Below are 25852 nucleotides of genomic sequence, written 5' to 3'. Positions count from 1 at the left end.
GACGCCGGAGTCGCCGGTGCCGCGCCCCTGAGAGACAGCGGGCGGCGCGCGCCGAGGACCAGATCGCAGGGTAGGCCGACGCCCTGAGCACGGACGCACCCGGCCCGTCACGATCCGCCCGGCACCATGCGGTAGGACGCCACCGGCACGGCCCCCACCCCGCGCAGAGCTGCCCCGGCGCTCAGGACGAGCGCCGAGGCAGCGTCGGCTCGGGCGTGGGAACGCCGTCAGGACGGGGGGCGGGTGTCCCCGGGGGTGCTCGAACCGGCCGAGACGCCGTTGCTGCTCGGGGCGGCCGTCGGGTCGGAGAACCCGCCGTCGGCCTCGGACGCGGACGCCCGCGGGCTGTCCTTCGGCTCCGGGGTCGACACCGTGGGGGCCTCGGACGCCGTCGCCGTGGTCGAGTGCTCCGGGACGTCGCCCGGGAGCTCCTCGTGACCCTCGGGGCCGTCGGCGAACGCGGTGTCGGCGTCGGTCGAGAGCTTCTCGCGGACCGCGGCGCGCAGCCACGTGGTGATCACCTCGGGGGCGATCTCCAGGTCGATGGTCTTCTCGTCGTCGGTGTCGACGACCGTGCCGCTGACCCCGCAGGTCATGACGACGACGTCACCGACGACGATCGAGTTCTGCAGGCTCTCCTGCTGGTTCTGCTGCTTCTTCCGCTGCCGGTTCGAGAAGAAGATCATGCCGATCATGAAGATGATCAGCAGAGGGAAGAGGAAGTCCATCTCGCTCCGTTCGGATCCGTGCGGTCCGACCGACCGCACTACCCGCGATCCGTCGTACGTACTCACCTCGAGTCTGCCAGCTCATCCGAACAGCGTCGGCGGGCCCTGCTCGTCTTCTTCGTCCGGATTCTGTCGATCCGGGGGTTTCTCACCCAGATGACGCCACGCGGCGGGGGTAGCGACTCGTCCTCGTGGCGTACGCGCGAGCATCCCCGCTCGCACCAGGTAGGGCTCGCAGACCTCCTCCACGGTGCCCGGTTCCTCGCCGACGGCGACCGCGAGCGTGGACACCCCGACCGGCCCGCCGCCGAAGGAACGCACGAGCGCTCCGAGCACGGCCCGGTCCAGCCGGTCCAGGCCGAGCTCGTCGACGTCGTACACCGCGAGCGCCGCGCGCGCGACCTCCCGGGTGACCGAGCCGTCCGCGCGCACCTCCGCGTAGTCCCGCACCCGGCGCAGCAGGCGGTTGGCGATGCGCGGGGTGCCCCGGGAGCGGTGCGCGATCTCCCGGCCGCCGTCGGGCCGCAGGTCGACCTCCAGGATCTCGGCGCTGCGGGCCACGACGAGCTCGAGATCCTCGGGGTCGTAGAACTCCATGTGCCCGGTGAACCCGAACCGGTCCCGCAGCGGCCCGGTGAGCGACCCGGCCCGCGTCGTGGCGCCGACCAGCGTGAACGGCGCGACGTCGAGCGGGATGGACGTGGCGCCCGGGCCCTTGCCGACGATGATGTCGACCCGGAAGTCCTCCATCGCGAGGTAGAGCATCTCCTCGGCCGGCCGGGCCATGCGGTGGATCTCGTCGATGAACAGCACGTCGCCCTCGACGAGGTTCGACAGCATCGCCGCGAGATCGCCCGCCCGCTCCAGCGCCGGGCCGCTGGTGATCCGCACGGCGCTGCCGAGCTCGGTCCCGATGATCATCGCGAGGCTCGTCTTGCCCAGGCCGGGCGGCCCGGACAGCAGCACGTGGTCCGGCGGCCGGCCCCGGCGCAGCGCGCCCTGCAGCACGAGGTCGAGCTGCTCGCGGACCCGGGGCTGACCGATGAACTCCGCCAGCCGGGCCGGACGCAGGCGGTTCTCGAGGTCCGACTCGCCGACCTCCCGCGTGGCCGCGAGTGCCCGCTCCAGGTCGGCCGAGAGCTCGTCGCCGCCGCTCACGGAACTCCCCCGGCCGTCATCGGGCGGGACCCAGCCGGTGCAGCGCGGCCCGCAGGACGGCCGAGGAGCCCGCGCCCTCGCCGAGGTCGCCCACCGTCTCGTCCACCGCCTTCTCCGCCGGCTTGGCCGCGAAGCCGAGGCCCACGAGCGCCTCGACGACCTGGTCCCGCATCGTGCCGCTCGCGACGACCGACGGAACGGCCGCGTCCTCGACCTGCGTGCCGGACGTCTCCGGCGGCGCCACCTTGTCCCGCAGTTCGACGACGAGCCGCTCGGCGCCCTTGCGCCCGATGCCCGGCACGCTCATCAGGGTGGTCAGGTTCCCGTCGGCCAGTGCGCGGCTCAGCGCCGTCGGGTCGAGCACCGCGAGCGTCGACAGCGCGACCCGCGGCCCCACGCCGTTCACGGTCTGGAGCAGGCCGAACAGCTCCCGCTCGGCGGCGTCCGCGAAGCCGAACAGGGTCAGCGAGTCCTCCCGCACCACCAGCGCCGTCTCGAGCCGTGCACTCTGACCGCGGCGCAGCCCCGCGAGCGTGGTGGGCGTGGCCTGGACCGCCATCCCCACGCCGCCGACCTCGATCACCGCGTGGTCCAGACCGACCGAGAGGACCTCACCGCGCACGGACGAGATCACGACGCACCTCCCCTACCGACGGCGTTCCCGGCGAACACCTGTTCGATCCGCGACGCTACCGCGAGGGTCCGACGGTCTCCCCGGTGCCACGCCGACCGGGACCCCCGGAGCCCCGATCGCGCGTCAGCGACGGGGGGCGCGGGACGGCCGGACGACCTTCCCGGCTGCCTTCCCGGCCGCTCTCCCCTCGGTGCCGGGCCCTTCCGCCTGCCGGGCCGCCGCCTGTGCCGCGGCCTGGGCGGCGGCCTTCGTCGCCGCCGCCTTGGAGGCCTTGCGCGCGGCCGCGAGGCGGGAGGCGTGGGTGCGGGCGACCTCCGCGGCGCGCGCCTCGGCCTCGGCCATGCGGGCCGCCATCGGGGCCCGCCAGCAGTGGCACACCGCGAGCGCGAGGGCGTCGGCCGCGTCGGCCGGGCGGGGGGCGGACTCCAGCGCGAGGACCCGGCGCACCATCGCGGTCACCTGCGCCTTGTCGGCGCGCCCGGAGCCGGTGACCGCGGCCTTGACCTCGGACGGCGTGTGGAACGCGACCGGGAGCCCGGCGCGGCCGGCGATCAGGGCGACGACCCCGCCCGCCTGCGCCGTGCCGATCACCGAACGGACGTTGTGCTGACTGAAGACCCGCTCGACGGCGACGACGTCGGGTCGGTGCTCGGCGATCCACTGCTCGACGGCGTCGGCGACGGCGGCGAGGCGCGCGGCGACCTCGTCGTCGGGCGGGGTGCGCACCACGTCGACGGCGACGGCGCGGACCGAGCGCCCGCCCGTGCCCTCGACGACCCCGAGACCGCACCGCGTCAGCCCCGGGTCCACTCCCAGCACGCGCATGGCGGGCACGCTACCGACCGGCCCGACCGCTCCCGGACGGCGACGCGCCACCACCTCGGCGGACGTGGTGAGCTGATCGTCATGAGCACCCCGCAGCCCGCCGAGGAGCCTCGGCCCCCGTTCCCGCCCTTCGACGCCGAGTCGGCCGCGAAGAAGGTCCGCGCGGCCGAGAACGCCTGGAACACGCGCGACCCGCAGAAGGTCTCGCTCGCCTACACCGCCGACACCGTCTGGCGGAACCGGGACCAGTGGGTCAGCGGCCGCGAGGAGGTCGTCGCCTTCCTCACCGCGAAGTGGGAGCGCGAGCTGGACTACGCGCTGCGCAAGGCCCTGTGGACGTACGCCGGCAACCGGATCGCGGTGCGCTTCCAGTACGAGTGCCACGACGCCGACGGCCAGTGGTGGCGCTGCTACGGCAACGAGAACTGGGAGTTCGCGGAGAACGGGCTCATGCGCCGCCGCGAGGCCAGCATCAACGACCTGCGCATCGACGCCTCGCAGCGCCGCATCCACGGTCCCCGCGCCGAGGGCGACGAGTCCGAGATCCCGATCTGAGGCGGCTCCACCCGGGCGGGCTCAGCGCAGCGCCCACTCGGGAACGTCCCGTGCCCGCTCCGACCGGGCCGCGACCGGGCCGGGGTCGCCGTGACGGAACGTCACGCTGATCCGCGGGCCCGCACCCGGCTCCTTGGGCACCGTGTGCTGCCACTCGTGCTGGCAGCGCCCGCCCATCACGAGCAGGTCTCCACCGCACAGCGTCAGCCAGCGTGTCCCGCCGCCCGCGAGCGGCCGCAGCCCGAAGCGCCGCGGTGCCCCGAGCGAGACGATCGCGACCACCGGCGCGGGATGGACGAACCGCACCCGGTCCCCGTGCCAGGCGACCGAGTCCGCCCCGTCGCGGTAGAAGTTCGCCGACACGCGATCGAACGGCACCCGGTAGCGAGCCACCAGCTCCGCCGCGAGGTGCTCGCTCGGTGACGGCGCCTCGGCCAGCCCCCACCCGCAGGTGAGCCGCGGCTCGACGATCACCTGGGTGAACATCCGACGGCGGCGCTGGTTCCACGCCACGGTGCCGACCAGCTCCGAGAACCACCCGTCCGAGCGCGGCAGCCAGCCGGGCACGACGTCGGCCCACGAGCGCTCGTCGAGCTGCGTCCGGTGCGCCCCCGTCCAGGAGACCTCCGCTGCCCCGCCGGACCCGACGTCGGACTCCTCGGGGTCGACGTCGAACAAGGAGGGGGTGAACACGGCTGTCATGCAGTAGAGTCGAACACACGTTCGAACGATCGGCAAGTCCCGGACCACCGGGTGGGTACGCGAGCTCCGGCGGGTACCGGTCCGGGCATGAGCGCGAGGCATGCCGTCGTCCACGGCCGGGTCCAGGGAGTGTTCTACCGCGCGAGCGCGGAGCAGGAGGCGGCGCGCCTCGGGGTGGCGGGCTGGGTCCGCAACCTGCCGGACGGCACCGTGGAGCTCGTCCTCGAGGGGGACGACGGGGCGGTGGACCGGATGCTGGAGTGGGCGGGCCGCGGGCCGAGCCGCGCGGAGGTCACCCACGTCGACGTCCAGGAGCGCCCTGCGGAGGGCCACACCGGGTTCGACCAGCGCTGACGCCCGCGCGTCGCCGGTGGAGGCCCGGCCCGGCGTCGTGGTGAGCTGACCTCGTGCCTCCGTCGTCGACCACGTGGCGCCGTGTCCTGGCGCGGCGTACCGACGTCATTTCCTGGCCGGTCCGCCGGCGGGCACGCCGCACGAGGTCGCCGCGTGGTCGTCCACGGCGGCCGGATCGTGGGGACCTGGCAGGACGAGGGCACCGAGCCGGCGTGGTTCTCCGGGGAGCGGGTGCCTTCCGCGGGCGCCCTGGAGGCGTGTGGGAGCGCACCCGGCGACGCCCGGGCGGATCGTGAGCCGCGGCACGAGATCCCACGGTTGGCCCGGGCCGGTGATCGGCAACCCACGGGACGAGCGGGTCGTACCGGACCCGCGGACACCGTCCGAGAGGGGAACGCCGTGAGCGACGCGGACAAGGTCGAGAACAAGAGCGAGGAGCTCAAGGGCAAGGCCAAGGAGGCCGCCGGCAGCGCGGTCGGCAACGAGTCCCTCGAGGCCGAGGGCAAGGCCGACCAGACCAAGGGCTCCGTCAAGCAGGCGGGCGAGAAGATCAAGGACGCCTTCAAGTCCTGATCCCTCGCTGCCCGCGACGGCGCCCGCGGCCCACTCGGGCCCGGGCGCCGTCGTCGTACGGTCACGGCGCACCCGGACCGTGCGGATGTCACGCCCAGACGCCGCCACCGGCTCGCGCAGGTCTGTTCGGGTGATGCGTTTCCGACCAGTCCGCGCCTGATGACCACGGCGGTTACCGTCCGCACGTGCCCGAACAGGATCCGACCGCCTCGCCGGCGGATGTCGTGGTCCTCGGCGCGGGCATCGCCGGGCTGACCAGCGCCCTCACCCTCGCCGAGGCGGGTCACCGGGTGCGGGTCTGGTCCGCGGACGACCCGACGGCGACGACCTCGGCGCACGCCGGCGGGGTCTGGAAGCCCACGTACCAGGCTCCGCTCGCCGGATCGCTCGCCCGGGCCGCCCGCTCGCTCGAGGAGTACCTCCGGCTCGCGGCGTTGCCCGGGACCGGGGTACGGATGGTCGACTCGGTCACCGTCGGGGAGGTCCCCGACCGCGACGCCCTCCCGGCCCAGCTGCGCCTGCTGCCCGCCCTGAGCCCCGAACCACCGGCCGAGCTCCCGGCGGGGTTCGACCGGGGGCTGCGTCACCGGTCGCCGATCGTCGATCTCCCCCGCCACGTCGGGTGGCTGGTCGACCGGCTGACCGAGCTGGGCGGGAAGGTCGAGACGCGGCACGTCGAGTCGGTCGACGAGCCGCTCGGGCAGGCCGACGTCGTGGTGGTCGCCGCCGGGCTGGGCTCGCGCGAGCTCGCCGACGACCCGACGGTCCGGCCGCTGTTCTCCCAGTACGTGGTCACCGACAACCCGGGGATCACGCAGCTCCTCGTGGAGATCTCCGACTCCCGCCGCTGGACGTCGATCATCCCGCACGACGACCGGGTCCACCTCGGTGGTGTCCGCGTGCCGGGGCGCACCGACGCCACCCCGGACCGGGAGGAGGCCCGCGAGATCCTCCACCGCTGCCGCGAGGCGGAACCCCGGCTGCGCGACGCCCGGGTGCTGCGCATCGACACCGGAATCCTGCCGTCGCGCCCGACGACCCGGGTCGAGGCCGAACACCGCGGCGACGGCCTCGTCGTGCACAACTACGGGCACGGCGGCAGTGGGCTCTCGCTGTGCTGGGGCACCGCCCACGAGGTGGTCCGGCTGGTCGCCGAGCGTGACCCCGCCGCGGACCGTTCGCGGGCCCGGTAGCTCAGAACGGCCGTCGCCCGACACCCGGGACCCGCGCCGGGCGCACCAGCTCGCCGCGGGCGCGCCGGGCGGCGTCCCGGAGGACCTCCGCCAGCCGATCACCGTTGCGGCGTCCGGAGACGGGGTCGGTCCGGTCGTTGACCAGCGGGTTCGGGTGCGGCGCGCGGGACACGGTCGCCGTGCTCAGCTGCCACGGGACGCGGCCGCGCCGGGTCAGGACCTCCCAGGCCTTCGCCGCCGGCGCGCCGAGCAGCACCACCTCGCGGGGCGACGGGCCGAGCAGGTCGAGGAACTCCCCGAGCCGGGGCGACGCGCGCACCGCCTCCCCCGCGAGTCGGCGGGGCTCGTGGCCGGGGTTGCTGATCCACCAGGGGACGAGGTGCCAGTGCAGGGTGACCTCGTGCTCCAGCCCGGCCCGGTCGGCGGCGCGGTAGAGGTTCGCCGAGGTCGCGTCGTTGGCGTAGCGGCTGACGAACCCGCAGCCGTCCTCGGCGTCGCCCGCGGGCTCGTGGAGCAGCAGCAGGACCCGGGCGCCCTCGCCGGCCGCCGTCGGGTCGACGTACGGGACGTTCTCGAGGGTCGTGTCGCGGAGGCGGTCGACCCAGCGGTTGAGCCGACCCAGGGCCCCGTCGTGACGCCGGGCCCACCAGTAGGCGTGCCGCTCGGGCGCGAGCTCACGGCTGAACAGCTCACCTCGCTGCCGGGCCAGCCGGTTCCAGACGACGTCCGGTGTCCGGGCGCCGACGTCTCCCGTCCGTGCCACGGGATCCAGCGTAGGTGCGCGATGATGGTCGTGTGCTGTTCGCCCAGCGCTTCGCCGAGCCGATCGCCCGCGGCGAGGTCGACCTGACGTTCCGGCGCTGGAAGCGGCCCCAGGTGCGCCCCGGCCGGCCGTACCGCACGCTCGTGGGTCGTCTCGAGGTCGACGAGGTGGACGAGGTCGCGCCCGAGCGGATCACCCCAGACGAGGCCCGCCGCGCCGGGTTCGACACCGTCGACGCGCTGCTCACCGAGGCCGGCCGGCACGCGCAGGACGGCACGCCGCTCTTCCGGGTGCGGTTCCACCGCCTCGACGAGCCCGATCCCCGCAGCACCCTGGCCGCGACCCCGCCGTCGTCGTCGGAGGCGGGCGACGTGGCCGTGAAGCTGGACGCCATGGACCGGCGCAGCGGACACGGTCCGTGGGCCTGGGCGACGCTGCGCGCGATCGCCGCCGAGCCGGGTCGTCGCGCCCCGGACCTCGCCGCGGCGTTCGGGCGCGAGACGGCGCCGTTCAAGGCCGACGTCCGCAAGCTCAAGGCGCTCGGACTGACCCACTCCCTGCCGGTCGGCTACGAGCTGTCCCCGCGCGGGCAGGCCGTGCTGGCAAGCCGGGACCGCCGCCGTGGCCGATGATCTCGTCGTCTGCCTCCACGGCGGGCCCGACCGCGACGGGGAGATCGACGCCGACGGCCTCGTCGCGCTCGTCGCGGCCCTGCAGCTGCTGGCGACGCGCGTCGCCCGCCACCTCGTCGAGCAGGCCCGGCCGGGGCGCAGCGCCGGGGTCGTGGAGCGTGCCGCGCGGCTGCGCCTGGTCGGTCTCGACGCGGGCGCGACGGTGCTGCGCTTCGCGGTCGGCGAGGACGACATGCTCGGGGAAGGGCTCGAGCACGAGATCACCGATGCGGTGTTCGAACTGGTCCGCGGCCTCTGGAACGAGGCGCCGCCCGCCTGGACCACGTCGCTGCTCGGGGACGCGTGCGTCGACCTGCTCGACGCCCTGGCCCGGACCTCCCGCACCGCCACCCTCGGCGGCAGCCGCTTCCGCGACGCGAGCTTCCGGCCCGGCGACCTCTCGCGCACCCGGTGGCCGCGCGCCGACCCGCCCCGCACGTACGGGGACGCCCGGACGGTGCGGGGCACGCTGGACCGGGTGGACCTGCGGCGCGGGATCGTGCGGGTGCTCGACGACGCGGGGCACGACGTCCTGGTCGAGGGGGTCGTCGCCGGTTCCGACCCGGCGCTGTTCGGCTCCGACCCCGATCCGGCCGCCGTCGCGCGACTGCTCGGCCAGGAGGTCGTCGTGACCGGGCCCGCCAGTCAGGGGCCGGGCGGCCTGCGGCTGCGGGGCGCGACGATCCGGCGCGCCTGAGAGGGAACCGATCGGGCCCCGGGGGCCTCCAAGGGAGTGCAGGCACCCTTCCCCGGAGGCGTTCATGACGACCACCCGCACCGCGACGGCCCGCGAGCCCGCGGAGCCGGCTCTCGGCCCGAGCCGGTACCCCCTCCCGCTGCCCGGATGGGACGGCCTCGGCGTGACGGCCCGCGTCGAGCCGGGCGCGATGACCACGCTGCGCCGGTTGCGCCGCGGGGACGTCGCCGAGCTGGCCCTGGCGATCCTCGACCGCGAGGTCGTGCCGGCGTTCGTCGGCGCCGACCGGTGGCGCACCGACGAACGGGGCCGGCTCGACGCCCGGGGCACCTTCGTCCGGGTCGGCCCCGCCTGTTCCCCCGGGGCGATGGAGGTCCTGGGACGGCGGTGGGCCCTCACCGAGGGCGTCGACGCCCGCCCCGGCACCCGCATCGAGGTCGCGGGCACCCTCGATGTGACGGGCGGGGATCGCGCCGCGCAGCTGTCCCGGACGTGGCGGGTGCGGAGCTGGCGGCGCTACGCCCCCGGTCGCGCCGGGGTCCCGCTGGCCACGCTCCCCTCGCGCGACGACGCCGACCCGGCCGCCCGCTACGTCGTCGACCTGGAGCCGGTGTGAGGCGGGCACGGCGGACGGGTCCCCGACGACGCCCGGTGCGGGTCGCCGGGAGCCTCGAGCAGGCCGACCGGCGCCGGTGGGAGGCGGCGCTGCACGCCGCCCGCGAGGCCACCCGCCTCACCGAGCACCCCGACGGCGAGCTCACCGTCCAGCTCCCGCCGCCGTTCCTGGAGAGCGGCTCGCTGCCCCGGCTCGTGGTGGGCGAGGAGATCGAGGTGGCGCCCGCGATCTTCGTCGCGGCCGTCAGCCCTTCCCCGCCGGGTCCGCAGGGGTGGTCGGTCGACGACCTCGGGATCGTCGACGCGGTGGGCACCGTGCTGACGTCGCTGCCCGGCGGGACCGAGGAGGGCGATGCCGGGCCGGTGAGCGTGCTCGACGCGGGCGGGCGACTCTTCCCGCTGTACTGGTCGACCGCCCCGCCGGTCGAGGGCCGCACCGGCATCGGGGGCGCGCTGTACCTCGACCCCGATCTCGCGGCGGGCACCGAGCACGGCGAGGTCGTGGCGCTGTGCCGCGAGCGCTACCGCGTCACCGCGCTCCTGCGCGCACCACGCGGCGGGTGGTCACCGGGCCCGCCCGTCGAGATCCCCGCAGTACCCGACCCGCCGCCCGCCGACGCCGTCCTCGTCGCCCGCCTGCTCCCGCTGAGTACCCACGACACGGGGACGTTTCCGCTGGTCGATTGACGCGGCGAGACTGTGATCCACACTATCCTGGCGCCCGTGCAGGTGGTCGCGATCGTGCCCGCGTGGATGCTGGCGGACGGTGCGTACGTCGGGCTGGCGGTGGGCCAGCGGGTGACGACGGGGCTCGCGCTCGCCGTCATCGACGCGACCGTGGCACCGGCCGCGACGGTCGGCCTCGAACAGTCCGACGAGCAGCCGGGCTTCACCACGGTCACCGGTCGGGTGGAGTGCCCGCAGGACCCCGACGGTGCGCGGGTCGGCACCGTGCTCTGCTCCGGCGCCTGGGCGGTGGTGCCGTTCGCGGCCAGCCCGCTCAGCGCGGGTGAGTGCGTCGTCGCCTCCGGCTGGCTCACGGCGGAGCCCTACCTGTGGGCGGCCGGGGGCGCGCTGGCCCGCGCCGTGCCCGCGGGCCGGCAGGTGTGGCGGGTCGGGCAGGTTCGCTGTGTCGGGGACGGCGACGACCCGCACAGCATCGAGCGCCTCCCCGAGCAGGCGGACGTCGACCCCGACGCGGCCTACCTGCTGGAGCTCTCCGCGGCGGACTGAGCGGCGGCTGCTGAGCGCTGCGACGAGGAGCACTCCACGCAGACCCAGCTGGGACGAAAGCTGCCTCCAGTGCTCCTGATCATGCGCCGGCGATGCCCGCCGAGCACCGATCACCGACTGACGCGACGAGCCCGCTTGTCGTCGTACATCCTGGCGTCGGCCTCCGCGACGGCCTCGGCGAACCCGCTGGCGATGCCGACGTGGGCGACCCCCGCCGAGCACGGGGTCCCCGCCGCGTCGAGCGCCTCCTGCAGGCGCGCCACGAGCGGGCCGGCGTCTTCGGGCCCCACCGTCGCCACCATTGCGAACTCGTCCCCGCCGAGCCGGGCGAGCGGGTCGCCCCGGCGGGTGACCGAGCGCAGCGTCTCGGCGGTGCGGCGCAGGTAGACGTCGCCGGCGTCGTGGCCCTCGGTGTCGTTGACCCGTTTGAGCCCGTCGAGGTCCATCATCACCACGCAGGCCGGGTCGCCGAAGCGGCGGAACCGCTCCTCCTCGCGGGAGAGCCAGCGCTCCCAGCCGCGCCGGTTGAGCAGCCCGGTCAGCGAGTCCGTCTCGGAGTCGGACACCGCGCGCTCGAGCTCGCGGGCGGACTGCACCGCGTTCGTGTCCGCCTCGAGGACGCTGGAGAGCAGGCTGGAGAGCAGGTCGAGCAGGCTCTCGTTCGTCACGAACCCGGCGTCGAGGGGCTCCGGGTTGATCCCGATGACGGTGCCGAAGAGGTCGCCGTCGGGGAACAGGATCGGGGTGCCGACGTAGGCCGCGACCGGCATGCCGTTCTCGGCGGCCGTCGCGACGACGTCGCACAGCGCGGGTTCGGAGCCGGTGTCCGGGACGACGCGCGGGGTCTCACCGGAGACCATGGTCCGGCAGATCGACATCGTCCACTTGCCTTCGACGCCCGGCTCCAGCCCGAACCCGTGGTCGTCGCTCACCAGGACGGTCTGCCGCTCCCCCGCCACGCGTGTCACGGCCCAGGCCCCCATCGGCAGCGACCCCGCCAGGTAGTCGACCACCATGTGGCAGGCCTGGTCGAACGCCCGTGGCGGCGTCAGATCGGCGGTCACGATGTTGCTCATGTCGTTCCCTGCCCCCTCACCCGAGGCGCCCGCTCCCCCCGCTGGGCCCTCGTACCGTCATTCTGGAGCGTCGGACGCGTGGCCGGGCTCGGCGGGGTCACCCGGCGCAGGTGCAGTAACGGGTACGGCCGGCCCTCGGTGTCGGTCTCCGAACGGCCGGTCTGCACGAACCCCCGGCGCGCGTACCAGGCACTCGCGGCCGTGTTCTGTTCGTTGACGTCCACGGTCAGCACCCGGTGGTGGGCGGCGGCCTCGTCGACGAGCGCGCTCCCGGCGCCGCGCCCGTGCACGGACGGGTCCACGAAGAGCATGTCCACCACGCCACCGCTCCCGCCGAGGAAGCCGACCGGCCCGTCGGGCCCCGTCGCCACGCGGACGGCCGCGCGCGCGATCTCGGCGCGGGCCTGCGGCTCGAGCTCGGCCACCTCGCCCGGACGGAGGAAGTGATGGGTCGACTCGACCGCGCGCCGCCACACGTCGACCAGGACGTCGAGGTCCGCGGGTTCCGCGTCCCGGATCTCCCAGGTCATCGACCCAGCGTAAGGACTTGACTCTCACGCCGCGTGAGGTCGCAGGCTGATTCACCATGACCGGGGTGACGGAAGCAGGAATGACGGTCGGCCAGGTGGCGGAGCGCTTCGCGGTGACGGTGCGGACCCTGCACCACTACGACGAGATCGGGCTGCTGCGCCCGAGCCGTCGCACCGCGGCCGGCTACCGCCTCTACACCGACGCCGACGTCACCCGGCTGCAGCACGTCATCGTCTACCGCCGGCTCGGGTTCGCCCTCGACGAGATCGCCGAGGTCCTCGACGACCCCGACGCCGACGTGGCATCGCACCTGCGGCGCCAGCGGGACGCGGTCATGTCCCGGCTCGACGAGCTCTCCGGCCTCGTCGTGGCCATCGACCGAGCCCTGGAGGCCGAGATGTCCGGAATACGACTGACGCGCGAGGAGCAGCAGGAACTCTTCGGCGACGGTTTCTCCGAGGAGTACCAGGCCGAGGCGCGGGAGCGCTGGGGCGACACCGAGGAGTGGAAGCAGTCCCAGGCCCGGACGGCGCAGTACACGAAGGCCGACTGGGAGGCGATCAAGGCCGAGACCGACGCCGTCAACGACGCGTTCGTCGCGGCCAAGCGCTCCGGGGCGGCCCCGGACTCCGAGGCCGGGCTCGCGGCGGCGGACGCGCACGGCCGGCACATCCACGACCGCTTCTACGACCTCTCCCCCGAGATGCACCTCTGCCTGGCGCGGATGTACGTCGCCGACGAGCGGTTCACGGCGTACTACGATGACCTCGAGCCGGGGCTCGCGCAGTATGTGCACGACGCCATCGAGGCGCTCCGCGCCACGTGAGTGGAATTGGTCGTCGGGGCGACCACATCCACGCACGAGGCCGCAGGCCTCACTCCCCGTTGAGGGACACCGCCGCCGCGTCGGCGCCCGGCGGGTCGAGCACCAGCCGGCCCGGACCGCGCCCGGGCACGTCGGTCGGCCAGCCGGGCCCGGTGCCCGCCACGTAACGCAGCACGTGGTCGGTACGCCGCACCGGCGACCGGTCGGCGTGCAGGGTGTCGAGGCGAAGCAGGAAGCGCCCGACCGGGCCGGACGTCGCCTCGCGCTGGGCGACGAGGGCCATCAGTCGGTCGTGGTCCGAGAACCCGTCGACGATGTCGCAGCCGCAGCCGTACGCGAGGGCACCGATCTCGCCGGGGGCCAGCACCGATCGCCCCGGTGGCACCGTCCGACCGAGCTGCTCGCCCGCCGCGAGGTACTGACCCGACGTCGCCCAGTTGCCGAACAGGGCCGGCTGCGCCCAGGGCACACCGAGCGCGGTCTGCAGCCCGATGCCTGCGCCGGCGACGACGGCGAGCGCGGCCGTGAGCGCACCGATCCGGCGGGAGCTCAGTTCGGCGGCGCCGAGCGCGGCGCACACCGTGATCAGCCCCAGCGACGGGGCGTAGTACCAGAGGTAGGACGAGACGCCCATCGCCGCGTAGACCGCGTAGTGCGCGAGCCCGGCCACCCCGCAGGCGACGACGACGCGGTCGGCGAGCCGCCCCGAGCCGCGCGCCCACGCGAGGACCGATGCGACCAGCGCCCCGAGCCCGGCCACGACGACCGCGGAGATCAGCGCCATCGCCACCGGCCACCGGTCGACGAAGAACAGCGGCCCGTTGCCGAAGACCTCGCCGTTCGGGAACGCTCCCCCGGTCTTGATCACGAGCGTGTCGGGCACGAAGCCGCCCAGCACGAACCACGACCAGACGTGCCAGGGCAGCACGACCACGGCGGCGACGCCCCCAGCGAGGAACATCCGGCGGGGGGCGCGCGGCGCGACCCCCACGAACAGCACGGCCAGCACGACGACGGCGGGCACCGCGAGGTCGGGCCGGCACAGCACCGCGAGACCGGTGACGACGCCCGCCGCGACCGCGCGCCGCTGCGCGGCGTAGCGCGCCACACCCACCATCAGTGCGGCGCCGAGGAACGACTCCATCCCGACCACGCTCGCGAAGATCGGAGAGGTCACGAGCAGCCCGACGACGAGGCCGGCCACCACCGAGCGCCGGCGCCCCAGGATGTCGGCGAGCGCCGCGGACCACCCGCCCGCCAGGGCCGTGGCCAGTACGAGCACGAGCCCGGCCGCCACCACGGGACGACCGCCCGTCGCGAGGATCCCCGCGGCGAGCAGCCAGACGTTGAGCGGCGAGGTCGCCGTGTTCGAGTTGCGGAACTCGGTCAGGCCCCAGTGGCCGTGCAGGGCGAGGTTCCGGGCGTAGTCGAGCGTGATGTACGAGTCGTCGGGCATGCCCCGGTGCGCGGCGTAGAAGAGCACCGCGCCGGCGAGGCCACCCAGCCCGGCGGCGAGCCACCGGCCGGCCCGCGGCGACAGGACCGGCCACCGCGCCACGGGCTCGCCCGCACCGGGGCTCTCCGCCTGCTCACGATCCGTCACCGACAGCGTCGCCACGATCGCCTCTCGTCACCCGGTCAGACCGACGTCGTCGCAGCGTACGGGCCGACCGCAACGGCGCCACGCCCGCCCGTCAGGCCGTGATCACGACCTTGCCGACCATGTGCCCGTCGGCGACCTGCTCGTGCGCCCGCGCCAGGTTCTCCGGGGTGAGGCCGTCGAGGCGCTCGGTCAGCGTGGTGCGCACGGCCCCCGCGTCGACGAGCTCGGCGGTGCGGGCGAGCAGGTCGTGCTGGACGACCATGTCCGGCGGCTCGAACAGCGGCCGCGTGAACATCAGCTCCCAGTGCAGGGACTGGCTCCGGTCCTTGAGCGGCAGGGTGTCGAGGCCCTCCGGCTCGTCGATGGCCACGATGCCACCGCCGGTGCTCATCACCTCGGCGTAGGTCTCGATCATGCCGGCGGTGAACGGCGAGAAGATCCGGTCCACGCCGTTCGGAGCGATCGCCCGGGTGTCGGCGACCAGGTCGTGGTGGCCGATGACGTGGTGGGCGCCCAGGTCGGTCGCCCAGGCCCGGGACTCCTCGCGCGACGCCGTCCCGATCAAGGTCAGGCCGGTGAGCGCCCGCGCCAGCTGGATGATCATCGACCCGACGCCGCCCGCCGCGCCCATGACCAGCAGCGTCCCGGTGTCGTCGGGGGCCACCCGGAACCGGTCGAACAGCGATTCCCACGCGGTGATCGTCGTCAGCGGCAGCGCGGCGGCCTCGGCGAACGACAGCGTCCGCGGCTTCGGCCCGACGATGCGCTCGTCCACGGCGTGGAGCTGCGCGTTCGTGCCCTGCCGGGCGATGGAGCCGGAGTGGTAGACCTCGTCGCCGACCGAGAACAGCGACACCGCCTCCCCGACGGCGGTGACGACGCCGGCCGCGTCGTACCCGAGGACCTTCGGACCGCCCTCCGGGTCGCCGGCGTGGACCTTGGTGTCGACGGGGTTCACCGAGACCGCCCGCACGTCGACGATCAGGTCGCGGGGTCCGGGTGTCGGCTCCGGCAGCTCGATCTCGGTGAACGGTCCGGACGGGGCGTGGTGGGCGAGGGCGCGCATCGGACCGCACCTTAGGGCTTCGCCCTTGTGCGTGCGTTTCCGTGCTGGAGCACGGAAACGCACGCACGTGCGGCGTAGCCGCGAACGCGCCGCCGGGCGAGACTGGTCGCCAGCCGATCGAGGGGACCCGATGTCGACGACGATGCCCGCCCCCGCCCCGACCGGGGCGGCGGACCTGGAGGCACTGCGCGCGGTGGAGGACCGGGTGCTGTGGCTCTCGACCGCGATCATCGACCACGCCAACCGGGTGCGCCCGAACCCGGGCGGGCTGAAGGTGGGCGGGCACCAGGCGTCGTCGGCGTCGATCACCTCGATCATGACGGCGCTGTGGTTCGGGGCGCTGCGCCCGGAGGACCGGGTGTCGGTCAAGCCGCACGCGAGCCCGGTGCTGCACGCGATCAACCACCTGCTGGGCCGCCTCGACGCCCGCTACCTGACCACGCTGCGCGAGAAGGGCGGGCTGCAGTCCTACCCGTCGCGCTCGAAGGATCCCGACCCGGTCGACTACTCCACCGGCTCGGTCGGCATCGGCGCGACCGCCCCGATCTGGGGTGCGATCGCGCGGCGCTACGCCCACGGGGTCGGGGCCCGCGCCAACAGCCGCGGCATCCTCGGGCGGCAGTTCTCGCTGGTCGGCGACGCCGAGCTCGACGAGGGCGCCGTGTGGGAGGCCGTCCTCGACCCGATGGTCCGCGAGCTCGGCGAGGTCTGCTGGGTCGTCGACTTCAACCGGCAGTCGCTGGACCGGGTCGTCCCGGACATCTCGGTGACCCGCCTGCACGGGCTGTTCGAGGCGGCGGGCTGGCAGGTCGTCACGGTGAAGTACGGCCGGCTGCTCGAAGACCTCTACGCGCGCGACGGCGGGTCCGCGCTGCGGCGCCGCATCGACGGGATGACCAACCCCGAGTACCAACGGCTGCTGCGCTGCACCCCGGCCCAGCTCCGTGAACGGGTCCCCGGGGAGGGATCGAGCGAGCACCCCGACGACCCCGGGAAGATCTCCTCGCTGCTCGAGACGATCGACGACGACGCCGTCCACGCCGCCATCCGCAACCTCGGCGGCCACGACCTGGGTGCGCTGCTCGACGCCTTCGACGCCATCGACGACACCCGCCCGACGGTGATCTTCGCCTATACCGTGAAGGGCTACGGCCTGGCCAGCCAGGGGCACCCGCAGAACCACTCGTCGCTGCTGTCCGAGACGCAGATGCGCGAGCTCGCCGAGCACGTCGGCGCGGACCTCGACGACCCGTGGCGCCCGCTGCCCCCGGACTCCGACGCCGCCCGGCTGTGCGCCGAGACCGCCGCCCGCCTCGAACGGGATCCGACGAACGGTGCCGAGTCGGCCCCCGTCGTGCCGTCCGACGCCGGGCGCACCCCTTCGGGCACAGGCACCACCCAGCAGGCCCTGGGCCGGGCCCTGCTCGACCTCACCCGTGAGGCCCCCGACGTGGCCGCCCGCGTCGTCACCGTCGCCCCGGACGTGGCGTCCTCGACCAACCTCGGCGGCTGGCTGAACAAGGTCGGGACCTGGTCGGTCCGGGAGCGCCGCGACTGGTTCGACGACGACGCCGAGACGATCCTGCACTGGCGCGAACGCCCGTCCGGGCGCCACATCGAGCTCGGGATCGCCGAGACCAACCTCGTCGGGCTGCTCGGCGAGCTCGGCGCGACCTGGTCACGGTGGGGCGAGCCGCTGCTGCCGATCGGGGTGCTCTACGACCCGTTCGTCGCCCGCGCCCTCGAGCCCTGGGCGTTCGGGATGTACGCGGGCGGCCAGTCGATCCTGGTCGGGACCCCGTCCGGGGTGTCGCTGGCGCCCGAGGGCGGCGCGCACCAGTCGATCACCACGCCGTCGATCGGGCTCGAGCAGCCCGGCTGCGTGGCATTCGAGCCGGCGTTCGCGGTCGAGGTGACCTGGTGCCTGCTCGACGGGCTCGGCCGTCTCGGCCGTCCCGACGGCTCGTCGACCTACCTGCGCCTCTCGACCGCTCCGGTCGACCAGTCGCTGGCCGCCGTGCCCACCGACCCCGCCGCCCGCGCCCGCCGTCGTCGGGGCGTGGTCGGGGGCGCCTACCTGCTGCGCCGCGCCTCGACCACCCCGCGGGTGACCCTCGCCGCCATGGGCGCCACGGTGCCCGCCGCGCTCGCCGCCGCCGACCGGCTCGACGCGCTGGGAGTGCCCGCCGACGTCGTCGTCGTGACCAGCCCCGACCGGCTCTTCCGCGCCGTCCAGGGCGGCGACCGGTGGGCCCTGGACACCGCGTTCCCCGCCGACCGCGCCGCCCCGCTGGTCACCGTCCTCGACGGTCACCCGCACACCCTGGCGTTCCTGGCGGGCGTGCACCGCGTCCATGCCCGCCACCTCGGGGTGACCACCTTCGGGCAGTCCTCGGATCTCGCGAGCGCCTACGCCCTGCACGGCATCGACGCCGACGGGATCGTGGCCGCCGCCCTCGACGGCGCCGAGAGCGCGTGACGTCGGGTCCGCCCGCGAACGGGCCGTCGCCGTGGCGCACGGTGGCGGCCTGTACGGCGCGGTCGATCCTCGCGATCGCGGTGCTGCTCTTGCTCTACGAGACGCTGCCGCTGACGGCGGCGTCGCCGGCCGTGGCGCTGGCCGCGCTGATCATCGGGCTCCTGCTGTTCATCGCCCTCGTGGTCAGCCAGTTCGTCGCGATCGACCGGTCCCCACACCCGGGGCTGCGCGCCGGCGAGGCACTGGCCGTGGCGATCCCACTCTTCCTGCTGCTCTTCGCCGCGACGTACCTGCGCTGGTCGGAGGCCGACCCGGCGGCGTTCTCCGAGCACCTGGACCGGTCGACCGCGCTGTATTTCACGGTGACGACGTTCGCCACGGTCGGGTTCGGGGACATCACCGCGGTCTCCGATCCCGCGCGCGACCTCGTGACCGCTCAGATCGTCGCCGACCTGCTCGTGCTCGGCCTCGTGGTCAACGCCATGGCGTCCGTCGCCCGGCGTGCCCGGGCGCGGGGTCAGAACGGGCCGGACGTCACAGCGCCGCGACCGGACTGACCGCCAGCTGCGGCTTCGCGATGTTCCCCGAGCAGGCCTTCCCGGCGCGGGGCAGCGTGGCCGCCGTCGTGGTGCCCGGCGCCCGGACCGTCAGCCCGCGGACGGCGACGGCGGCGCAGTTCGTCGGGTCGAACTCGGTGACCGGCACGATGCGCAGGGTCGCCGCGACCGACCCCCCGGGCGCGAGGGTGAGGGTCGGACCGCGCGTGCCGGCGTGGGTGGCCGGGTCGCCGACGGCCTTGCCCCCGGCGCCGACCCAGCGCACCGCCGGGAAGCCCACCAGGGTGCAGGCGGCGTCGCCGCGGTTGGTGAAGACGATCCGCGCGGTCGCGCCGGTCCCGGCCGACGAGGACACCACGCTGCGGCACGGTGCCGGGGCGGGCGGCGTGCCGGGAGTGCTCGGCGCGGGTGCGGGCGGCACCGGCAGGGGGGCGTCGCCGCCGTCGGGATCCTCGGGGTCGGCCGGCGCCGCCGGAGCGGGCGCGACGGTGCCCGGGTCGGCCTGCGGTCCGGCTGCCGGGCTCGTGCCGGATGGCGGTGGCGGGAGCGGCGCCGGTGGTCGGGCGGCCGGAGCGCTGGGCAGCGGGGTGTTGGGTCCGGCGGTGAGCGGGGCGGATCCGCTGGTCAGCGCCACCCCGCCGACGACGCCGCCCGCGAGGACGAGCGCGACGACGCCGACCAGGAGCCCGCGGCGCAGGGTGCTCGACCGGGGCGGCGGGGTCTGCGTCCCGACCGGGCCGGTCGGCGGTTCGACCGGAGCGGGCGGGACGGGAGGCGCCGGCGCCGCGCCCAGCACGATCGATGACCGGGCGGCCGGCGCCGCGTCCGCCGCCAGGACCGCGGCCGGGACCGCGAGCGTCTCCTCGTCCAGCCCCAACGGCTCGGCCAGCGCCCGCAGCAGATCCCGCGCCTCCTGGGCGCTCGGCCGGTCGACGGGCGCCGCGGCCGTCATCCCCGCGAGGAGCACCCGCAGCGACTCGGGCAGATCGTCCGGCACGACGGGGTCGCGATGCAGGCGCGCCACCGACGACTCGACCGGCCCGCCCGGGTACTCCCGCTTCCCCGTCAGGCACTCGAGCAGGACCAGCCCGAGCGCGTAGACGTCCGCGGGCGAGGCGACGTCCTCACCGCGCACCTGCTCCGGCGCCAGGTATGCCGCGGTCCCGGTGACCTGCCCGTGCACGGTGGTCGCGGTCGCCATCGCCGCGACCCCGAAGTCGGCGAGCACCGGGTGGACACGCGCCGGGCCGGGGTCGTCGGGGTCCGCCGGGTCCTCGACGTCGTCGGGATCGAGCAGCACGTTCCCCGGCTTGACGTCGCGGTGGACGATCCCGAGCGCGTGGACGTGCGCGAGCGCGGCGAGCAGTTCGCCCGCGAGCCCGACCACGACGTCCACCGGCAGCGGCCCGCGTTCCAGCGCGTCGGCGAGCGACCCGCCGCGCACCAGCCGGGTGACGAGGAAGACGCGGTCGTCGACCTCGCCGACGTCGAAGACCTCGAGCACCCCGGGGTGGGCGACCTGGGCGGTCGCCTGCATCTCCCGTCGCACGGAGGCCGACTCGAGCGTCCCGATACCCGGGGCGTAGAGCTTGACGGCGACCTCGCGCCCGAGCAGCCGGTCCCGGGCGCGGTAGACGCTGGCCGCGGCACCCCGGCCGAGTCGCTCGCCGAGGTCGAACCGCTCCGCCACCGTGGCCGGCGGGGCCGGGTCCGAAGCGGGCAACGCCGGGTCGGAGGCGGGCTCCAGCGTCGCGACCGCACCCGGCTCCGGAGCCGGCTCGTCGCTCGGGGCGGACCGGACCTCGTCGGCGACGACGTCGGAGTCCGCGCCGTTCCGGGTGTCCGGTTCCACGTGCAGATCGTGGCCCATCGCCCCCGAACGGGTTCCGCCGCCCCCCGTTCGGGTGCACGGTATACCCGAACACGGGAATCGTTTTCAATCAGAGTGACGCCGGTCCCGCTCCGGGTCCGGATCTCTCACCCTCGGTTAGTGTCGATCACCGCCCGACACCACGTCGGGCGCAAGAACGGGAGGACCACGAACGATGGTGGCGTGGGGTGCGCTGGTGACGAAGGCGGCCGGGGCCGTGGCGAGCGGCGTCGCCGGTGTCGCGGTCGTCGAGGGCGCGAAGAAGCTGTCCGGCGGCCGCGCCGCCCACGAGGCGGCGGTCGCCGTCACCACGCTCGGGCTGCGTGGTGCCCGCGCGGCCGAGGCCGGCGCGGAGAAGGTGCGGCTGGGCACCGCCGACGTCGTCGCGGAGGCCCGCGACCGCCTCGGCGAGCAGGCCCCGGCGCCCGGGACCGTCGAGCAGCACGATCACGAGCGCTGACCGCGTGACGCTGCCCGACGCCGAGGCCCCGCCGCTGCGCGTCGTATCCGACGCCGCGGGCCGGGTGCGCTTCGACGCGCCCGATCTCCGGGCGGAACCGGGTCGTGCGGTCGGCGTCGAGGAGGCGCTCGACGACGTCGAGGGCGTCCGCCAGGTCCACGCGTTCCCCCGCACCGGGGCGCTGGTCGTCTGGTACGACCGGGCGGTCTGCGGCTCGGCCGACCTCGTCGCGGCCTATCGGAGCGCCCTGGCGACGACGTCTCCCGGCGAGCGGCCCGCCCGGGTGCCGCGGTCGGCGGAGGTCGGCAACGGCGACCTGCTGCGCATGGCCCTCGGCGGCGTCGCCCTGCTCCTGCTCGGCGGGCGCCGGTGGGTGCTGCGCCGTCCGCCGGTGCTCGGGCCGGGCGGCCGCACCGTCGCCACCGGCGTCACGATCATCACCGGCTACCCCTTCCTGCGCGGGGCCGTCCGCTCCCTGACCGGCGGGCGCGGCGCGGGCACCGACGCGCTGGTCTCGGCGGCGACGATCGCCTCGCTGGTGCTGCGCGAGAACGTCGTGGCGCTGACCGTGCTCTGGCTGCTCAACATCGGCGAGTACCTGCAGGACCTCACCCTGCGCCGCAGCCGGCGCGCGATCTCCGACCTGCTGACCGGCGCGCGGACGACGACGTGGATGCGGGTCGCGGCCGCCGACCCGGCCGGCGAGGCCGTCGAGATCGAGGTGCCGATCGAGCGGGTCCGGGTCGACGACGAGGTCGTCGTGCACGAGCACGTCGTGCTGCCGGTCGACGGCCAGGTCGTCGAGACCGCCGCCGAGGGGTGCCTCGTCGACCAGGCCGCGATCACCGGGGAGAACCTGCCCGTCCAGGTCGACGTCGGCGACCACCTGCACGCCGGATCGGTGCTGCTGCGCGGCCGGCTCGTGGTCCGCGCGACCGCCGTCGGCGCCGACACCGCCGTCGGCCGCATCCTCGAGCGGGTGGAGGCCGCGGAGGCCGACCGCGCCCCGATCCAGACCGTCGGGGAGAACTTCAGCCGCCGCTTCGTCCCGCTGTCGTTCGCGCTCTCGGCCGCGACGCTCGTCGTCACCCGCGACCTGCGCCGGGCCATGACGATGCTGCTGGTCGCCTGCCCGTGCGCGGTCGGGCTGTCCACACCCACCGCGATCTCGGCGGCGATCGGCAACGGGGCCCGGCGCGGCATCCTGATCAAGGGCGGCTCGCATCTGGAGACGGCGGGTCGGGTGGACGCCGTCGTCGTCGACAAGACCGGCACGGTGACCGCCGGACGGCCCGTCGTCACGAACGTGGTGTCCTTCGACGACGCCTGCTCCCCCGAGCAGGTCCTCGCGCTCGCCGCGTCCTCGGAGATCCATTCCCGGCACCCGCTCGCGCAGGCCGTGATCCGCTCCACCGAGGAGCGCCGCATCGAGATCCCGCCGCACGAGGAGTGCGAGGTGCTGCTCGGGCAGGGCATGCGGGTGCAGGCCGACGGCCGGACGCTGCTGCTGGGCTCGCGGGCGTTCCTGCGCGAGCAGAAGGTCGCCGTCTCCCGCAAGGCCCACGACTGGGTCCGTCGGCTGCAGCGCCAGGCCGAGACCCCGCTGCTGCTCGCGGTCGACGGGACGCTCACCGGGCTGGTCAGCCTGCGCGACACCGTGCGCCCCGAGGCCGCCGACGTGCTCGCCGCGCTGCGCGCCGACGGGGTCCGCCGGATCGTCATGCTCTCCGGCGACCATCCCGACGTCGCCGCCGCGGTCGCCGCCGAGCTCGGCATCGACGAATGGCGCGCCGAGGTGATGCCCGCCGACAAGCAGGACGTGGTCCGCGACCTGCAGGCCGAGGGCCACGTCGTCGCGATGGTCGGCGACGGCACCAACGACGCGCCCGCGCTCGCCCTCGCCGACCTCGGGATCGCGATGGGCGTGGCGGGCACCGACGTCGCCGTCGAGACCGCGGACGTCGCGCTGGCCGGGGACCGGCTCTCCGCGCTGCTCGACCTGCGTGATCTCGGCCGCCGCGGGGTCGGCGTCATCCGGCAGAACTACGGGATGTCGATCGCGGTGAACGCCGTCGGGCTGGTCGTCTCGGCCGGTGGGGCGCTCTCCCCGGTGGCCGCGGCGATCCTGCACAACGCCTCGTCGGTCGCCGTCGTCGGGAACTCGTCGCGGCTGATCCGCTACCGGGTCGACCCGGCGTCGTGACCGGGCGCCGCCGCGCCCGGGCGCGCGGCACGGAGCCGGCGACCACTCCCCTGGTGGTGCCTCCCGGGCACGGGCACGGCGCCGCACCTCCGGTCGACCCGCGGGTGCGCCGCGTGCTCGTCGCGGTGCTCGTCCCGTGCGCCCTCGCCGTGATCGTCGGCGTCGTCCTCCTCGCCCCCTCCCCCGCGGAGTACCGGGCGGTGCTCGACGGCAGCCACGCCGCGGCGTCATCCGGGTCGGGCGCAGCAGCCGCGGCCGCGACCACACCCCTCGACGGCACCGTCACGCGCGCCGGCGCCGAGGCGGACTGCTCGGACGCCGCGCTCGCGGCCTCCGAGCCCGGCAGCGGCTGCTATCCGCTGCGGGTGCGCCTGGACGAGGGACCCGCGCCCGGCCGGGAGATCGAGACGCTCGTCCCGGCCGGGCCGGCGGCACCGCGGTTCGACGAGGCCGACGCCGTCGTCGTGGCGTTCTCCGGCGGGGACCCGGCCGACGCCGGCTCGTACCAGGTCGTCGACCGGCAGCGCAGCGGTGCGTTGTGGCTGCTCGCGGGGGTGTTCGCGGCGGCCGTCGTCGCGCTGGGCCGGTGGCGGGGACTGGCCGCGCTCGGCGCCCTCGGCATCACGCTCGCCGTGCTCGGGGTGTTCCTGCTGCCGGCGCTGCTCACCGGATCGGCCCCGGTCCCGGTCGCGCTGGTGGCGGCCGGGCTGGTCGTCGCCGCGGTGTTCCCGACCACGCACGGGTTCTCGGCGCGCACCGCCGCGGCCGCACTCGGGACGCTCGTGAGCCTCGGGCTGATCGGGCTGCTCGCGGTGCTCTTCGGAGCCGCGACCGAGCTGTCCGGGCTCGACGACCAGGCCTCGGAGCTGGTCGGCGTGCTCGGGGCAGGGGTAGACGCGCGGGGCCTGCTGCTCGCCGGGGTGATCATCGGCGCGCTGGGTGTCCTCGACGACGTCACCGTCACCCAGACGTCGACCGTGTGGGAACTCCACCGCGCCGACCCGAGGACCCCGACGCGCACCCTCTACGCCGCCGCGATGCGGGTGGGCCGCGACCACGTGGCGTCGGCCGTGAACACCCTCGTGCTGGCCTACGCGGGCGCGGCGCTGCCGTTGCTGCTGCTGTTCTCGCTCTCCGGACGGGGGCTCGGCGACCTGCTGACCGCCGAGGACGTGGCCCAGGAGGTGCTGCGCACGCTGGTCGGCTCGATCGGCATCGTCGCGGCGGTGCCGGTGACGACACTCCTGGCGGCGGTCGTCGTGCGGTCGGGTGCGATGCCGGTACGACGGCGGGTGGCGAGCGGCCGAGGGTCCGCGCCCTCATGATCGGGCGGTGCGGGCGGCGGAGTGGCGGGTCGGGGCGGCCGGGGCCGCCGTCGTCGGGGTGGCCTTCGGCATGGGGCGCTTCACGTTCGGCCTCACCCTGCCCGGTCTGCGCGACGATCCCTCGCTCTCGGCCACCGGTCTGCCCGACCCACTCCTCGGGCTCATCGCGGGCGGCACCTTCGCGGGGTTCCTCGCCGGCATCGTCGGGGCACCGCTGCTGGCCGCCCGACGGGGGCCGCGGGCGCCGACCACCGTCGGCGGGGTCTGCGGGGCGGTGGGCGCGCTGCTCGTCGTGCTGGCCGGCTCCCCCGGCGAGCTCGCGGCAGGCGCGGTCCTCGCCGGGAGCGCCGCCGGCTGGGTCTGGGCGCCCTACTCCGACATCGTCGAGGCCCTCGCCCGACCCGTCGTCCGGCCGGGCCTGCTCTCGGCAATCAGCACCGGGACCTCGGGCGGGCTGGTCCTCACCGGGGTGGTGGCGATCATCGCCGGGGAGCACTGGCGGGCGGTGTGGGCGGCGACGGCGCTGGCCTCGGTGGCCGCGGCGCTGCTGAACCTCGCGTGGGTCCCGACGCTCCCGGCCCGTTCCGGTGGCGAGACCCGGCGGCTGCCGTGGCCGGCCCTCGTCGCACCCGCCGGGTACGCGGTCGTCTACCAGGCGGCGACCGCGCTCGGGTTCACCTACGCCGCCGACGTCGCCCGCACGACGGGCCTCGACGCCGACGCCAGGCCGGTGCTGTTCGTGATCATCGGGGTGCTGGGACTCGCTGGTCTGGCGACGGGGGCGCTGTCCGCCCGGCTCGGTCCGGGTCGTGTCGCGGCCGGCTGTCTGCTGGTCCTCGGCGTGGCGTTGGCGCTCTTCGCCGTCGGCGACCGGTCGCCCGCGCTGGCGCTGCTGGCCGCCGCGGTCTTCGCGCCGGTGTACATGATCGGCGCCGCGACGCTCGCGGTGTGGACGTCCGCCGTCGCTCCCACCGACCCCGGCCGGGCGCTCACCGCGACGATGGTGGTGGGCGCGGTCGGGGCGATCCTCGCGCCCGTCGCCGTCGGGGGTCTGACACCGGCGCTCGGCCTGCCGGCGCTGCTGGCGACGGCGGGTGTGCTGAGCGCCGTCGTCGGCCTCGGCCTGGTGCGCCAGGCCCGGTAGCGAGGGCCTGG

General features: G+C 75.3%; 26 protein-coding genes and 1 pseudogene. 16 read left to right on the top strand and 11 right to left on the bottom strand.

The genetic code is table 11. The annotated features are described in order from the left end of the window. Positions 1–227 precede the first annotated feature (227 nt). From yajC to ruvC, 4 genes and pseudogenes are all read right to left on the bottom strand, one after another. Complete coding sequence (yajC, locus tag LQ327_RS19190) at positions 228–728, bottom strand: preprotein translocase subunit YajC (RefSeq protein WP_230736646.1); 501 nt, start codon at positions 726–728, stop codon at positions 228–230. A gap of 81 nt (positions 729–809) precedes the next feature. Then, entirely contained in the window at positions 810–1886 is a 1077-nt protein-coding gene (ruvB, locus tag LQ327_RS19185) for a Holliday junction branch migration DNA helicase RuvB (protein WP_372460706.1), read from the bottom strand. 16 nt (positions 1887–1902) lie between these two features. Next, on the bottom strand, positions 1903–2520 hold the full coding sequence (gene ruvA / locus LQ327_RS19180) for a Holliday junction branch migration protein RuvA (protein WP_230736644.1): 618 nt from the start codon (positions 2518–2520) through the stop codon (positions 1903–1905). A gap of 258 nt (positions 2521–2778) precedes the next feature. Further along, positions 2779–3345: pseudogene (ruvC, locus tag LQ327_RS19175) on the bottom strand (crossover junction endodeoxyribonuclease RuvC); the annotation flags it as partial. A gap of 81 nt (positions 3346–3426) precedes the next feature. Here ruvC and LQ327_RS19170 point away from each other — a divergent pair. Beyond that, positions 3427–3900 (top strand): nuclear transport factor 2 family protein, encoded by a 474-nt coding sequence (locus LQ327_RS19170; protein ID WP_230736643.1) that lies wholly within the window; start codon positions 3427–3429, stop codon positions 3898–3900. A gap of 21 nt (positions 3901–3921) precedes the next feature. Here the strand turns inward: LQ327_RS19170 and LQ327_RS19165 are convergent, their stop codons facing one another. Further along, the gene (locus tag LQ327_RS19165) at positions 3922–4602 is read right to left on the bottom strand and encodes an alpha-ketoglutarate-dependent dioxygenase AlkB (protein ID WP_230736641.1); all 681 of its coding nucleotides are present in this window, start codon (positions 4600–4602) and stop codon (positions 3922–3924) included. A gap of 87 nt (positions 4603–4689) precedes the next feature. Here LQ327_RS19165 and LQ327_RS19160 point away from each other — a divergent pair, with 87 nt between their 5' ends. From LQ327_RS19160 to LQ327_RS19150, 3 genes are all read left to right on the top strand, one after another. Further along, the gene (locus LQ327_RS19160) at positions 4690–4956 is read left to right on the top strand and encodes an acylphosphatase (RefSeq protein WP_230736639.1); all 267 of its coding nucleotides are present in this window, start codon (positions 4690–4692) and stop codon (positions 4954–4956) included. Between the two features lie 399 nt (positions 4957–5355). Then, a complete protein-coding gene (locus LQ327_RS19155; protein ID WP_230736637.1) occupies positions 5356–5529 on the top strand; it encodes a CsbD family protein in 174 nt (57 codons plus the stop codon). 185 nt (positions 5530–5714) lie between these two features. Then, entirely contained in the window at positions 5715–6722 is a 1008-nt protein-coding gene (locus LQ327_RS19150; RefSeq protein WP_230736635.1) for an FAD-dependent oxidoreductase, read from the top strand. A 1-nt stretch (position 6723) separates the two neighbouring features. Here the strand turns inward: LQ327_RS19150 and LQ327_RS19145 are convergent, their stop codons facing one another. After that, the gene (locus LQ327_RS19145) at positions 6724–7485 is read right to left on the bottom strand and encodes a uracil-DNA glycosylase family protein (RefSeq protein ID WP_230736633.1); all 762 of its coding nucleotides are present in this window, start codon (positions 7483–7485) and stop codon (positions 6724–6726) included. 32 nt (positions 7486–7517) lie between these two features. Between LQ327_RS19145 and LQ327_RS19140 the strand changes: the two genes are divergently transcribed. The 5 genes from LQ327_RS19140 to LQ327_RS19120 all read left to right on the top strand — a co-directional run bounded on the left by LQ327_RS19140 (position 7518) and on the right by LQ327_RS19120 (position 10701). Further along, positions 7518–8117: an ASCH domain-containing protein gene (locus LQ327_RS19140; protein ID WP_230736631.1), complete on the top strand. Its 600-nt coding sequence runs from the start codon at positions 7518–7520 to the stop codon at positions 8115–8117. Next, positions 8107–8853: a hypothetical protein gene (locus LQ327_RS19135; RefSeq protein WP_230736630.1), complete on the top strand. Its 747-nt coding sequence runs from the start codon at positions 8107–8109 to the stop codon at positions 8851–8853. Before LQ327_RS19140 ends, LQ327_RS19135 begins: the two co-directional genes overlap by 11 nt. A gap of 64 nt (positions 8854–8917) precedes the next feature. Next, positions 8918–9469, top strand: a complete 552-nt coding sequence (locus LQ327_RS19130) for a hypothetical protein (protein WP_230736629.1) — start codon at positions 8918–8920, stop codon at positions 9467–9469. 35 nt (positions 9470–9504) lie between these two features. After that, positions 9505–10155, top strand: coding sequence for a hypothetical protein (locus LQ327_RS19125; RefSeq protein WP_230736628.1), 651 nt, complete (start codon positions 9505–9507; stop codon positions 10153–10155). Positions 10156–10191: 36 nt separating this feature from the next. Further along, positions 10192–10701, top strand: coding sequence for a hypothetical protein (locus LQ327_RS19120; protein ID WP_230736627.1), 510 nt, complete (start codon positions 10192–10194; stop codon positions 10699–10701). A gap of 110 nt (positions 10702–10811) precedes the next feature. On the opposite strand, the gene LQ327_RS19115 is transcribed toward LQ327_RS19120, so the two are convergent. Beyond that, positions 10812–11777: a sensor domain-containing diguanylate cyclase gene (locus LQ327_RS19115; RefSeq protein WP_230736626.1), complete on the bottom strand. Its 966-nt coding sequence runs from the start codon at positions 11775–11777 to the stop codon at positions 10812–10814. Next, entirely contained in the window at positions 11774–12307 is a 534-nt protein-coding gene (locus LQ327_RS19110; RefSeq protein WP_230736625.1) for an acetyltransferase, read from the bottom strand. The genes LQ327_RS19115 and LQ327_RS19110 overlap by 4 nt, the downstream gene beginning before the upstream one ends. A gap of 56 nt (positions 12308–12363) precedes the next feature. Here LQ327_RS19110 and LQ327_RS19105 point away from each other — a divergent pair, with 56 nt between their 5' ends. After that, positions 12364–13134, top strand: a complete 771-nt coding sequence (locus LQ327_RS19105) for a MerR family transcriptional regulator (protein ID WP_230736624.1) — start codon at positions 12364–12366, stop codon at positions 13132–13134. A 49-nt stretch (positions 13135–13183) separates the two neighbouring features. Here LQ327_RS19105 and LQ327_RS19100 read toward each other — a convergent pair whose 3' ends face one another. After that, on the bottom strand, positions 13184–14752 hold the full coding sequence (locus tag LQ327_RS19100; protein WP_230736623.1) for a glycosyltransferase family protein: 1569 nt from the start codon (positions 14750–14752) through the stop codon (positions 13184–13186). A gap of 76 nt (positions 14753–14828) precedes the next feature. Beyond that, complete coding sequence (locus tag LQ327_RS19095; protein WP_230736622.1) at positions 14829–15803, bottom strand: zinc-binding alcohol dehydrogenase family protein; 975 nt, start codon at positions 15801–15803, stop codon at positions 14829–14831. Positions 15804–15933: 130 nt separating this feature from the next. Between LQ327_RS19095 and LQ327_RS19090 the strand changes: the two genes are divergently transcribed. Beyond that, the gene (locus LQ327_RS19090; protein WP_230736620.1) at positions 15934–18282 is read left to right on the top strand and encodes a thiamine pyrophosphate-binding protein; all 2349 of its coding nucleotides are present in this window, start codon (positions 15934–15936) and stop codon (positions 18280–18282) included. Next, positions 18279–18839, top strand: a complete 561-nt coding sequence (locus tag LQ327_RS19085) for a potassium channel family protein (RefSeq protein WP_230736618.1) — start codon at positions 18279–18281, stop codon at positions 18837–18839. Before LQ327_RS19090 ends, LQ327_RS19085 begins: the two co-directional genes overlap by 4 nt. On the opposite strand, the gene LQ327_RS34090 is transcribed toward LQ327_RS19085, so the two are convergent. Next, the gene (locus LQ327_RS34090; RefSeq protein ID WP_308286343.1) at positions 18817–20691 is read right to left on the bottom strand and encodes a protein kinase domain-containing protein; all 1875 of its coding nucleotides are present in this window, start codon (positions 20689–20691) and stop codon (positions 18817–18819) included. The two genes, LQ327_RS19085 and LQ327_RS34090, sit on opposite strands and share 23 nt — an antisense overlap. Before the next feature lie 193 nt (positions 20692–20884). Between LQ327_RS34090 and LQ327_RS19065 the strand changes: the two genes are divergently transcribed. From LQ327_RS19065 to LQ327_RS19050, 4 genes are read left to right on the top strand one after another with little or no spacing between them, the layout of a single operon-like run. Beyond that, a complete protein-coding gene (locus LQ327_RS19065; RefSeq protein WP_230736616.1) occupies positions 20885–21169 on the top strand; it encodes a DUF1490 family protein in 285 nt (94 codons plus the stop codon). Positions 21170–21173: 4 nt separating this feature from the next. After that, complete coding sequence (locus tag LQ327_RS19060) at positions 21174–23372, top strand: heavy metal translocating P-type ATPase (protein WP_308286342.1); 2199 nt, start codon at positions 21174–21176, stop codon at positions 23370–23372. Beyond that, positions 23369–24697 (top strand): YibE/F family protein, encoded by a 1329-nt coding sequence (locus LQ327_RS19055; protein ID WP_230736614.1) that lies wholly within the window; start codon positions 23369–23371, stop codon positions 24695–24697. The genes LQ327_RS19060 and LQ327_RS19055 overlap by 4 nt, the downstream gene beginning before the upstream one ends. Positions 24698–24704: 7 nt before the next feature. Next, positions 24705–25841 (top strand): MFS transporter, encoded by a 1137-nt coding sequence (locus LQ327_RS19050; protein WP_230736612.1) that lies wholly within the window; start codon positions 24705–24707, stop codon positions 25839–25841. Positions 25842–25852: the final 11 nt, after the last annotated feature.

The sequence above is a fragment of the Actinomycetospora endophytica genome (assembly GCF_021026375.1).
Taxonomy (GTDB): Bacteria; Actinomycetota; Actinomycetes; order Mycobacteriales; family Pseudonocardiaceae; genus Actinomycetospora; species Actinomycetospora endophytica.
The sequence above is the reverse complement of the archived record's forward strand: the minus strand, read 5'-3'. Positions and strand labels throughout refer to the sequence as shown.

What these genes read in the sequence shown, in the direction of transcription:
- yajC (WP_230736646.1), bottom strand. Translation starts at nt 728, where the DNA reads ATGGACTTCCTCTTCCCTCTGCTGATCATCTTCATGATCGGCATGATC.
- LQ327_RS19170 (WP_230736643.1), top strand. Translation starts at nt 3,427, where the DNA reads ATGAGCACCCCGCAGCCCGCCGAGGAGCCTCGGCCCCCGTTCCCGCCC.
- LQ327_RS19165 (WP_230736641.1), bottom strand. Translation starts at nt 4,602, where the DNA reads ATGACAGCCGTGTTCACCCCCTCCTTGTTCGACGTCGACCCCGAGGAG.
- LQ327_RS19160 (WP_230736639.1), top strand. Translation starts at nt 4,690, where the DNA reads ATGAGCGCGAGGCATGCCGTCGTCCACGGCCGGGTCCAGGGAGTGTTC.
- LQ327_RS19130 (WP_230736629.1), top strand. Translation starts at nt 8,918, where the DNA reads ATGACGACCACCCGCACCGCGACGGCCCGCGAGCCCGCGGAGCCGGCT.
- LQ327_RS19115 (WP_230736626.1), bottom strand. Translation starts at nt 11,777, where the DNA reads ATGAGCAACATCGTGACCGCCGATCTGACGCCGCCACGGGCGTTCGAC.
- LQ327_RS19110 (WP_230736625.1), bottom strand. Translation starts at nt 12,307, where the DNA reads ATGACCTGGGAGATCCGGGACGCGGAACCCGCGGACCTCGACGTCCTG.
- LQ327_RS19105 (WP_230736624.1), top strand. Translation starts at nt 12,364, where the DNA reads ATGACCGGGGTGACGGAAGCAGGAATGACGGTCGGCCAGGTGGCGGAG.
- LQ327_RS19095 (WP_230736622.1), bottom strand. Translation starts at nt 15,803, where the DNA reads ATGCGCGCCCTCGCCCACCACGCCCCGTCCGGACCGTTCACCGAGATC.
- LQ327_RS19090 (WP_230736620.1), top strand. Translation starts at nt 15,934, where the DNA reads ATGTCGACGACGATGCCCGCCCCCGCCCCGACCGGGGCGGCGGACCTG.
- LQ327_RS19065 (WP_230736616.1), top strand. Translation starts at nt 20,885, where the DNA reads ATGGTGGCGTGGGGTGCGCTGGTGACGAAGGCGGCCGGGGCCGTGGCG.